The sequence below is a fragment of the Streptomyces sp. NPDC051555 genome, from assembly GCF_044454405.1.
Taxonomy (GTDB): Bacteria; Actinomycetota; Actinomycetes; order Streptomycetales; family Streptomycetaceae; genus Streptomyces.
On the sequence record NZ_JBITDP010000005.1, the window covers coordinates 392,673 to 403,710 of the forward strand.

8 protein-coding genes are annotated in these 11,038 nt (G+C 73.5%); 3 read left to right on the forward strand and 5 right to left on the reverse strand.

What is annotated here, in order from left to right:
- Window positions 1–9: 9 nt before the first annotated feature.
- From ACIBEA_RS14985 to ACIBEA_RS15000, 4 genes are all read right to left on the reverse strand, one after another.
- The gene (locus tag ACIBEA_RS14985; protein WP_399260787.1) at window positions 10–729 is read right to left on the reverse strand and encodes a thioesterase II family protein; all 720 of its coding nucleotides are present in this window, start codon (window positions 727–729) and stop codon (window positions 10–12) included.
- Window positions 730–951: 222 nt separating this feature from the next.
- Window positions 952–1,614 carry a hypothetical protein gene (locus ACIBEA_RS14990; RefSeq protein ID WP_399260789.1) on the reverse strand — a complete coding sequence of 221 codons (663 nt, stop codon included), beginning with the start codon at window positions 1,612–1,614 and terminating at the stop codon, window positions 952–954.
- Window positions 1,615–1,714: 100 nt separating this feature from the next.
- Entirely contained in the window at window positions 1,715–2,929 is a 1,215-nt protein-coding gene (locus tag ACIBEA_RS14995) for a benzoate/H(+) symporter BenE family transporter (RefSeq protein WP_399260792.1), read from the reverse strand.
- A 68-nt stretch (window positions 2,930–2,997) separates the two neighbouring features.
- Window positions 2,998–3,345 carry a hypothetical protein gene (locus tag ACIBEA_RS15000; protein ID WP_399260794.1) on the reverse strand — a complete coding sequence of 116 codons (348 nt, stop codon included), beginning with the start codon at window positions 3,343–3,345 and terminating at the stop codon, window positions 2,998–3,000.
- A 289-nt stretch (window positions 3,346–3,634) separates the two neighbouring features.
- Here ACIBEA_RS15000 and ACIBEA_RS15005 point away from each other — a divergent pair, with 289 nt between their 5' ends.
- A complete protein-coding gene (locus ACIBEA_RS15005) occupies window positions 3,635–7,000 on the forward strand; it encodes an AfsR/SARP family transcriptional regulator (protein WP_399260796.1) in 3,366 nt (1,121 codons plus the stop codon).
- Between the two features lie 57 nt (window positions 7,001–7,057).
- On the opposite strand, the gene ACIBEA_RS15010 is transcribed toward ACIBEA_RS15005, so the two are convergent.
- Window positions 7,058–7,288: a hypothetical protein gene (locus ACIBEA_RS15010; protein WP_399260797.1), complete on the reverse strand. Its 231-nt coding sequence runs from the start codon at window positions 7,286–7,288 to the stop codon at window positions 7,058–7,060.
- Window positions 7,289–7,587: 299 nt separating this feature from the next.
- Here ACIBEA_RS15010 and ACIBEA_RS15015 point away from each other — a divergent pair, with 299 nt between their 5' ends.
- The gene (locus tag ACIBEA_RS15015; protein WP_399260799.1) at window positions 7,588–8,940 is read left to right on the forward strand and encodes a helix-turn-helix domain-containing protein; all 1,353 of its coding nucleotides are present in this window, start codon (window positions 7,588–7,590) and stop codon (window positions 8,938–8,940) included.
- Window positions 8,941–9,075: 135 nt separating this feature from the next.
- Window positions 9,076–11,038, forward strand: a 1,963-nt coding sequence (locus tag ACIBEA_RS15020; protein WP_399260801.1) for a condensation domain-containing protein, incomplete at its 3' end; no start/stop codon positions are given.

The window sequence follows — 11,038 nt, forward strand, 5'->3', positions numbered from 1 at the left end:
GGCGGGGACCTAAAGCCCCGCCACCGCCTGTCGGGCCACGCGGGCGGCGTGGGCGGTCAGGTAGAAGTGGGCGCCGTCGTAGACCTCGCTGGAGAAGGGGCCCGTGGTGGCGGTGGCCCAGAGGGCGGCCTGGTCCGGGGTGATGCGGGGGTCGGCGTCGCCGGAGAGGGCGAGGACCTCCGCGCGCAGCGGCGGGGTACCGGGGGCGCGCCGGTAGGCGTCGATCAGGCGGTAGTCGTTGCGGATGATCGGGAGCAGCATCTCGCGCAGTTCGGCGTGCTCCCAGACCTCGGCGTGCGACCCGCCGAGTGCCTTGACCGAGGCGATCAGTTCGGCGTCCGTCACCTCGCCCGCGCCGACCGGGGGCGCGTCCAGGGCTCGTCCGGAGGCGCAGAGCCGGGTGAAGTGCGTGGCGCCCGAAGCCTCCAGGCGCAGGAGCGTCTCGTAGGCCACCATCGCGCCCATGCTGTGCCCGAACAGCACGGTGGGGCGCGGGGGTTCGGCCAGCAGCTCGGCGGTGGCGCCGGCCGCGAGTTCGGCCAGCTCCCCCACCAGCGGTTCCGTGAAGCGGTTCTCCCGGCCCGGGTACTGGATCGCCAACAGCTCGACGGACGGATCCAGGTGGCGCGCCCAGCCGCGGAAGAAGCTCGCGCCGCCGCCCGCGTGCGGGAAGCACACCAGGCGCAGGGCGGGAGCGGCCGGTGAGACGTGGCGGACCAGGTAGGGCATGCGGGACTCGTTTCGTCAGCCGGGGACCGGATCACCCGGCGCGGTGGGGGTGTGGACGAGCAGCTCGTCCGCCGCGCCGTCGCTCGCCCGGGGTGCCCCGGGCCAGGTGGTCCGCGAAGCGACGCTCTCCCCCCGATGATCCTCATGATCATAGACAAATGGGGACAGCCGCTGCCACCCCACGAGACCGGCGCCCGACCCGCCACCGCGGCCCGAAGGGGGTCACCGGGTCGCGGTGGCAGGGGAGGTCAGCTCGCGCGCCAGCGGGGAGAGGGCCGCGCAGAAGAGGGCCGCGCCGAGCGGGATCAGGTCCAGGCTGACGGCCATCGCGGCCACGGCGAGCACCACGGCCACGGGACGCCAGGCGGCGATGCGGCGCCGGGCCGCGAGCTGCACCACGAGCCAGACCAGGCCGATGTAGAAGAGCATCGGGCCGACGGTGTAGACGGCGGGCATCACCCCGGGCTGGCTCTGGACCTGCTCGAAGAGCTCCTTCATGGCGGGCTTGTCGGCCGCGCGGAGTCCGACGACGATGTCGATCACACCCTGGGCGGTGACGGCCAGTACGCCGATCAGGCCGAGCGCGGTCGCGGTGCGGGCGCTCCACCGGCCGGCCCCGCCGACCGGTTCGACCAGCCGGCGCAGCCCCGGGAAGACGGCCCCGAAGAGGACCACCCCGAGGGTCATGGCGAGGTGTCCGACGGCCCAGGAGAGGTCCGGCCGGTGCTCGGGGGCGCTGAGCCGGACGGCTCCGTAGACCAGCATGCACAGCGGTCCGGCGTAGAAGGCGACGCGCGTCAGGGCGATGCGCCTGGGGCCCCAACCATGCTGGTTAGGGGGTGTGTTGGTGGCGTTCGGGCGGTGGGTGGCTGCTCGGTTGCTCATGCGGTGATCCTGTACGCCGCGGGGTTGACCGCGTATCGGGAATCACCCCGAGTCGACCCCGACACGTCCCTGATGACCGGTCATGGTCGCCGCTGTGTCTTCAGGGAGCGCGCCGCAGGCCGCGCGTCACCAGGAGGGTCAGCGCCCCGGCGAGCAGCCCCCAGAAGGCGGACCCGATCCCCAGCAGGGTCACGCCGGAGGCGGTGGCCAGGAAGGTGACCACGGCGGCCTCGCGGAACGTCTCGTCGGAGAGCGCGGAGGAGAGCGAGTTGGCGATGGTGCCGAGCAGCCCGAGCCCGGCGATGCCGAGGATGAGCGCGGTGGGCAGCGCCGTCAGCAGGGAGCTGACCGTGCCGCCGAAGACGCCGACGCACAGGTAGAAGAGCCCGGCCCAGACTCCGGCGAGATAGCGACGGTCGGAATCCTCGTGGGCCTCGCGCCCGGTGCAGATCGCGGCCGTGATGGCGGCCAGGTTCAGACCGAAACACCCGAAGGGCGCGAGCAGGAGGTTGGTGGTGCCCGTCCACGTGATCAGCGGGGACACCGGGACCCTGCCGTACCCGTCGCCGCGCAGCACCGCCACGCCCGGCAGGTTCTGCGAGGCCATGGTGACCACGAACAGCGGCAGGGCCACGCTGACGATCACCTGCCAGGAGAACGCGGGAGCGGTGAAGACCGGTTCGGCGAGCGCGAAGTGGACCAGCCCGGGCCGCAGCGATCCTTGACCGGCCGCCACGGCCACGCCCACGGCGAGCGCCAGGACGATCGCGTACCGGGGCAGCAGCCTGCGGCCCAGCAGGTAGGTCGCGAAGAGGGCGAAGACGACGGCGAAGTGGTCGTTCATGCTGCGGAAGAGGCCGGTTCCGAACTGTACGAGCACACCGGCCAGCAGGCCCGCCGCGAGCGGCACCGGGATCCTGCCCATGATCCGCTCGAACCAGCCCGTGAGCCCGCTGAGCACGATCAGCGCGGCCGACACGAGGAAGGCGCCGACGGCCTGCGCCATCGTCACTCCGTGGAGCCCCGACACCAACAGGGCGGCGCCCGGGGTGGACCAGGCGGTGATGACCGGCGCGCGGTAGCGCAGCGAGAGGCCGATGCAGGTCACACCCATGCCGACGCCGAGGGCCAGCATCCAGGAGGCGACCTCCCGGGCGTCCGCGCCCGCGGCCCGTGCCGCGGTGAAGACGATGGCGGCGGAACTGGTGACGCCCACCAGGACGGCGATCAGCCCGGCGGTGACGGCGGACGCGGGGGCCGCCGTACGTATCGTGGTGCTGAGGGTGTTCACGGCCTTGGCCCGCTGGTTGCGCATGAGCCAAGATCGCACATCGCTCCGCCGCTCGACCAGGAGCTTTCGACCGCCCCACCGCCGGACGCCGCCTACGGGTGGACGTGGCCGAAGTAGCGGCGACAGTCCCGCAGCATCCCCTCGTCCGACAGGGTGAACACGTCGACGAACGCGCGCCGTTCGGGGCTGAGGCCCATCACGACCACGCAGTCGCCGTCGGCGACGATGCGGTGGATCTCGTGGGTACCGCCGGTGGCGAATCGCTCCAGCGCACGGCCGGCCCCGGCATCCCCGGCGCCCCCGTCGAGCAGGGAGCCGTAGCCGTCGAGGTCCCCGGTGTCGAGGTAGTGGTAGGCGAGACGGGCATGTTCGACCCCCGAGTCGGTGATGACGCGACTGGGCGGGATCCGTCCCGGGATCCGACCGGGCCGACTGTTCATGTGGGGGGTCCTCTCGTCACAACGCACCCGGCGGGGTACCGGCACTCACACCGTGCGCCGCGGCCGCAACTCACGACTATCCCGGTCCTATCACCGGGAGCCCTCGACACGCGTCCGCCTACGCGCTGACCGGCTGAAATCCGCTGTTCACACCGAGCGGCCACACCGTCACACATAATCTCCACACCATGGACAACCGAAGAGACATTCGGGAAGACTGATCTCGGTTCTCCACCCCATCTCCGTTCACCCTTGAGCGCATCAGGCGTGCCCTCCAGCTGGGAGACTCATGACCGATTCACCCGGCGGGCCGCCTTCGTCGACCCCCGACGCGCCCGCCTTCCGGATCCTCGGCCCTTTACAGGTCACGGGGAGCGGCGGGCCCGTGCGGATACCCCCGGGCCGGCAGGAGGTCATCCTCGCGGCGCTGCTGCTGGAAGCGAAGCGGGTGGTCAGCACCGACTACCTGGTCGACCTGATCTGGGACGACGAGCCGCCGGACACGGCGCGCACCCAGGTGCAGATCTGCGTGTCCCGGCTGCGCAAGCTCTTCTCCACGGCGGGCATCGCGGCCGCCATCACCACCCGGCCCCCGGGGTACGTGCTGCAGACCGACGGCGACTCGGTCGACGCGGCCGTCTTCGCCCGCCGGGTCGCCGACGCGCGGACGGCGGCCAAGCAGGGTCGTGCGGCGGAGGCCGTCGAACTGCTGCGCGCGGCCGGCGAACTGTGGCTCGGCGACTGCCTCAGCGGGGTGTCGAGCGAGACGCTGCGCAGCAAGGCGCGCCAGCTCGACGAGGAGCGGCTGACCGCTGCCGAGACCCGGATCGGGCTGGAACTCGAACTCGGCCGCCACCACCAACTGGTGGGTGAGATCCAACTCCTGGTCCACGTGCACCCGCTGCGCGAGGGCCTGCGCGGTCAGTTGATGCTCGCGCTCTACCGCTCCGGGCGGCAGGCGGAGGCCCTGGAGACCTACCGGGTGGGCCGGGAGCTGCTCATCGACGAGCTCGGCCTCGAACCGGGCGCCGAACTGCGGCGGTTGGAATCAGCCATTCTCTCCGCGAAGGTCGCCCCTCCCGGGGCCCTCCCGCGGGCCGCGGGCAACTCCGCACCGGCCGCCTCGGGTCCCCTCCCGAGCGCCGCTTCCGCGCCCGCCCCGGGCGGTCCGTACGACGGTCCGCGCGCCCGGGAGGCGCACGGCGGGGCCGCCGCCCGTGCCGCCACGAGCACGACGTCGCCGGATCCGGTCACGGCCGGTGGTGCCCAGGTCAGCACGGGCGCGCCGGTGGACATCAGCCCGTACGCGAGCGTGCGCGGCCCCGCCCCCGAAAGCGCCCCGGAGGTCGGTGGCCGACCCGCCACGGGACCGGTCGCGGGAGCGTCCGCCGTGGGCGCGGCGGGGCCGGACACGGCCTCCGGGCCGGGCCCGCAGAGCGATTACCGGGAGGAACTGCCCCGACAACTTCCGGCCGATACCTCCGACTTCGTCGGCGACGAGGAACAGATCCTGCGCATCGAGCGGACCCTGCTCGGCGCGCCCGCCACCCCGGCCGAAGGGGGCGGAGCCGGGGGCGGGCGCGCGCGGCGGGCCGTCGGACTCGCGGTCATCGTCGGCAAGCCCGGCACCGGCAAGTCGACCCTGGCCACGCACATCGCCCACCGGGTCAGTGAAACCGGCTTCCCCGACGGGCAGTTGTACTGCGACCTGCGCGGCACCGGCACTCCGGCCACCTCCACCGAGGTGCTGGGCCGCTTCCTGCGCGCCCTCGGCATCCCCGGCCCGGTCATCCCCGAGTCCCAGGACGAGCGCGCGGAGATGTACCGGACGCTGCTCGCCTCCCGGCGGGTGCTCGTGGTCCTGGACGACGCCGCGTCCGAGAGCCAGATCCGCCCCCTGCTGCCCGGCAGCAACAGCTGCGCCGTCCTGGTGACCAGCCGGGTCCGGCTGACCGCGCTGCCCGGCGCGCACCGGGTGGAGCTGGACGCCCTGGACACGCAGCGGTCGCTGGAGCTGCTGGTCCGGATGATCGGCGAGGACCGGGTGGCGGGCGAGGCCGTCGCCGCCGAAGCGTTGACCCGGACGGTCGGCGGGCTGCCGCTCGCGCTGCGGATCGTGGCGGCCCGGCTGGCCGCCCGCCCGCACTGGACGCTGGCCTCGATGGTGCACCGCCTCGCCAACGAGCGGCACCGGCTGGACGAGTTGACGCACGGCGAGATGACGATGCGGGCCAGCCTCTCGCTCACCCACGACGGGTTGGGCCCCGCCGACCGCAGACTGCTGCGGCTGCTGAGCCTGGCGCAGGGGCCCACCCTGCCCGGCTGGCTCGCCGGAGCGCTGCTGGACGACGACCGCCCCTTCCCCTCCGACCTGCTGGAGCCGCTGGTCGACGTCCAGATGCTGGACGTGGTCGGGGTGGAGAGCACCGGTGGCTTCCGCTACCGCTTCCACGAGATCATCCGGGTCTTCTCGCGCGAGCAGCTCGCCACCCATGACGATCCGGCGGCCCAGTCGGGGGCGCTGCGCCGGATGATGGGCGGTTGGATGGCCCTGGCCGAGCAGGCCCACCGGCGGATCTACGGCGGGGACTTCACGGTGCTGCACGGCTCGGCGCCGCGCTGGGAGCCGCCGGCGAGCTGTGTGGCGGAGCTGTTGGTGGAGCCGTTGGAATGGCTCGACAGCGAGCACGCGAATCTGGTGCAGGCCGTGGAGCACGCGGCGCGCGAGAACATGGACGAGCTGTGCTGGGACCTGGCGACCACGCTGGCGACCCTGTTCGAGGCGCGCGGCTACTTCGACGACTGGGAGCGTACGCACCGGCTCGCCCTGGACGCGGTCCGTTCGGCGGGCAACAAGCGGGGCAGCGCCGCGCTGTTGAGCTCGCTCGGCGTCCTGCACCTGGGGCGCAGCCAGCACGAGGAGTCCCGGGCGGCGCTGACCTCGGCGCTCGGCCTCTTCGAGGAGCTCGGCGACCGGCAGGGGTTGGCGCTGTGCCACCGCGACCTCGCGCTGCTGGAGCGGATGCGGGGCAACGAGGACCGGGCGCTCGCGCTGTACGACCGGGCGTTGCGGGACTTCGACCGGGTGGGCGACGTGGTGGGCCGGGCGATCGTACTGACCCAGAGCGCGCAGATCTGGATGCTGCGCGGGCAGAGCGCGACCGCGCAGAGCAGGCTCGACGAGGCGCTCGGCATCTACCGGTCGGTGGGGTACACGGGTGGCCAGGCCCGGACGCTGCGCCGGGCGGGGCAGTTGTTGCAGAGCCAGGGCGAACACGAGGGTGCGGTACGGACGTTCACCGAGGTGTTGGAGCTGTGCCGGGACACCGGCGACGTGATCGGCCAGGGGCACCTGCTGCGGGACCTCGGTCAGGCACACGCCGAGCTCGGTCGGGACGCGGCGGCGGTGGCCTTCTTCGACCAGGCGCTGTCGGTGCGGGAGCAGATCATGGACCACGGTGGCGCCGCGCTGGTGCGCCTCGATCTGGCGCGGCTGCTCTCGTCGGCCCACGGCTCCGGTGAGCGTTCCCGTTCCCGGGAGTTGCTGGAGAGCGCGGTGCGCACGTTCCGGGACCGGCGGATGGAGCCGGAACTGACGCAGGCGCGGGTGTTGTTGGGCGATGCTCCGGCGGCGGGTTCCGTCGCCGGGGCCTGACCTGCGGCCTGCCGGGTCGGCCCCAGGGGGCGGTCCCGGGGGTCAGTCCCCAGGGGATCAGTCCCAGGGGTTGGTGACCTTGGTGGCGGTCGGCGAGGGGACGACGGCCTGCGGCGCGGCGCCGTCGTCCTCACCGGCGCCGGACTTGGCGCTGCCGGGCTGGATGGTGGCGCTGCCCGTACCGCCGGTGGCCGCGTTGTCGGCGAAGGCGACCTGGGTACCGAGTACGGCGGCGCCGGCGAGGGCGGCGGTGACGAGGGCGGTCCGCAGGGCGTGGGCGATGCTCATCAGAGGTGTCCTTCCGTCGGTGCGCTCCGGTTCTCCGGGGCGCTTCCTTCTTTCTGGACACCAACCTAGGGAGGGGGGGAATCTCCGCACCGGTCCCGCTCCTATCGTCGCGTTATCACGGGGATCAGTCCTCGTTATCGCCGCGATAACGACGCCGCGGAGCCCCACCCCCCGGTGATAGCGGGGGGTGGGCCCGCCGCGATGCCCCCGGGATAGCGCGCTGGCGAGTATGGGAATCCGGAACCGGGCCGCATCACCCCAGGCCCCGCCGTTCCCCCACACCCATGCCGGGAGCGCATATGAACACGGCCACGCTGACCAGCCCGCCCCAGGAATCCGCCCGGCTCGGCGCCTTGATCCGGGCGCACCGACTGCGGATCGGCCTCACCCAGCGGGAGCTGGCCGACCTCTCCACGATCAGCGTGCGGGCCATCCGCGACCTGGAACAGGGCAAGGCACGGCGCCCCCGTACGGACACGGTACGGCTGATGGCCGAGGCGCTGCGGCTGGGCCCCCGGGCCCGTGCGGCGCTGGAGGCCGCGGCCCAGGCGGGTCGCGGCGGCGGCCGGGACGCCCTGGGCGAACCGCCGGCGCCGCCGACCGCGCTGCACCCGCTGATGGGGCGCGACGGCGAGGTGGCGGTGCTGGCCCGCGAGCTGTCCTGCGGCGCGGAGCGGCTGGTGAACGTGGTGGGACTGACCGGGGTGGGCAAGACCCGACTGGCGCTGGAGGTCGCGGGGCGGCTGCACCGGGAGGGGATGCCGGTGCTGTGGTTCGCGTTCCCGGGCAGACCCACCGACTACCTCCCCTCCGCGGACGGGGAGTTGACGGTACGGGTCGCGGCCGCGGTCGCGGCGCTCTACGACGCCGACGCGGGGGCGAGCACCCACCTCGGCGCCGACGAAGGGCTCGCCGGGCTCCTCGGGGACCGGCCCGCGCTGCTCGTCCTCGACGGCGCCCCGCCCGGCCCGCCCGGCGCCGAGCGGCTCACCCGGCTGCTGCGCGACTGCCCGGGGCTGCGGCTGCTGGTCACCTCGGAACAGCCCTGGGAGGCGCCGGGCGAGCGGATCTTCCTGTTGTCCCCGTTGGTGGTCCCGGCGCGGGACGCCGCCGAGCCGCTCGTCGCCTCCTCCCCCGCCGTACGGGTGTTCCTGGACCACGTGCGCCGCGTGCGCCCCGAATTCGTCGCCGGACCGGCCGAGTTGGAGCGGACCGCCTTCCTCTGCCGTCGGCTCGACGGGCATCCCGGTGCGCTGGCCGCCGCCGCGTCCTGGTTGGTGGTCTGCGACCTGGCCGCCCTGTGCCACACCCTGGACGCCGACCCGGTCCCGCTGCTCGACCACCTCGGCGGGGCCGCCGGCGGCGATGTCCTCCACCGGCTGCTCTCCGACCGGCTGGCGCGGCTGGCGCCCGGCCCCCGGGAGCTGCTCGCCGCCCTGTGCGCCCGCGCGGGGGAGGACTTCGAGCTGGTCGACATCACGGCCCTGACCGGCCGGAACCTCTCCGAGTGCGGCCGGATGCTGCGCGAGCTGCTGATCAGCGGCGCGGTGCGGGCCGCTCACGAGGGCGGCAGTTCCCGCTTCCGGGTGCTGGGGATCGTACGGTCCGCCTGCCCGGCACAGGCAGCATCGGCAGCTTCCCCCACCCCCTGAACTGCTCGCGGAGTGCCGTCGCAACTGCCGCCCGCGTCCCCCGCCGGGGCATTGGATGGCGCTTGGCCGGACGAGAGCATCCCCGATCTGATCTGCCCCCGCCCCACCACCGAAGCGATCACGAGGAGTCCCCGCATGCCCCGCAAGCCGTCTGAACAGAGCGCCGCGCACGGGCCGGCCGCTGTGCGGCTGCCCCTGTCGGCAGCGCAGCGCGACATCTGGATGGCCCACGGGCTCGACACCACCGGTCGCCGCTACAACATCGGCGAGCACCGGGAGATCCTCGGCCCGCTGGACGCCGAGCTGTTCGCGTCGTGCTGGTACCAGGTGGCCCGCGAGGCGGACGCGATGCGCATCCGCGGCACCGGCTCGGACGAGGAGGGGCTGTGGCAGCTGGTGCACCCGCAACCTGGTACGGACCGGCTGGTGCGGCTCGACCTCAGCGGGGAGCCGGATCCGGCCGCGGCGGCCCGGGCGTGGATGGCGGCGGAGCTGGCCCGGCCGTTCGATCTGGCGGAGGGCTGGCTGAGCCGGCACGCACTGATCAGGGCGGGCGGCGGCGACGGCGACGGGCCGCAGCGGTGGTTCTACTTCGGGGCCTTCCACCACCTGGCCATCGACGGCATGGGCATCGCCCTGCTGGACCGGAGGCTGGTCGAGCTCTACGAGCGGGCGGCGGCCGGGGAGCCCGCGGGGCCGAGCACCTTCGGTTCGCTGGCGGACGTACTGGCGGAGGACGCCCGGTACCGCGCTTCGGAGGCGGGCGCGGCCGATCGGGCGTACTGGGCCGGGCACTTGGCCGGACTGGCGCCGACCCCGCGGCTCGGCGAGGGCCGCACCGCGCGGGAGCCGGGCGCCGTGGCCGCGCTGCCCTTCGTACGGCGGACCCTGATGCTGCCGCCCGCGCAGGCGGACCGGCTGCGCGAGGTGGCCCGGGCGCACCGCTCGACGTGGACGATGCTGATGATCGCCCTGGTGGGGGCGTACGTGCACCGGGTCAGCGGGGCCACCGAGCTGTCGCTGGGGCTGCCGGTGACAGCCCGCTCCACCGAGCTGACGCGGCGCACGCCCGGCATGCTCTCGAACGTCATCCCGCTGCGGGTGCCGGTCGCGGCGGCCGGCACCCTCGCCGATTTGCTGGCCGTGGTGGGCACCGAGGCCCGGCAGAACCTCAAGCGCCAGCGGACCCGGTACGAGGACATCTGCCGCGACCTCGGCCTCGGCGAGGCGGAGCGCCGGATCACGGCCCCGCTGATCAACATCATGGCCTTCACGCCGGGCATGCCGTTCTGCGGTCAGCCCACCACCCAGCACAACATGAGCAACGGGCCGGTGGAGGACCTGGCGGTCGGCGTCTACGACCTCGGCGCGGAAAGCGGGCTGCGGATCGACTTCGACGCCTCACCCGACGTGTGTGACATCGAGGCGATCGCGGGGCACCACGACCGCTTCGTGCGGTTCATCGCAACGGCCCTGGAGGACATCGAACGACCGCTGTCCGAGATGGAGTTGTTGGGTGCGGTCGAGCGTCGGCAGGTCCTGGAGGAGTGGACGGGCGCACGCACCGACATCGGGGAGGCCACCCTCGCCGAACGCTTCGAGGAACAGACCCGCCTGCGCCCCGACCACACCGCGATCATCAGCGGCGCCGAAGCACTCACCTACGCCGAGCTCAACCACCGCGCCAACCGACTCGCCCACCACCTCGCCACCCGCGGACTGACCCGGGGACACCTCGCCGGCATCCTCCTGGAGCGGGGCACCGACTTCGCCGTCGCCCTCCTCGCCGTGATCAAGACCGGCGCCGGCTACGCCCTCCTCGACCCCGACTTCCCCGACGAACGCCTCACCACCACCGCCCACGACGCCACCCTGCACACCCTCGTCACCGATTCCCGGCACGCGCACCGGCTCCCGGGCCCCTGGACCACAACGGTGATCGACGCGGAGCGCGTCTACATCGAGGCGCAGCACACCAGGAACCCCCGGACCCCGCTCACCCCGGACGACGTGGCGTGCGTGATGTTCACCTCCGGCTCCACCGGACGCCCCAAAGGCATCCTCTCCAGCCACCGCAACCTCATCTCCACCCTCACCG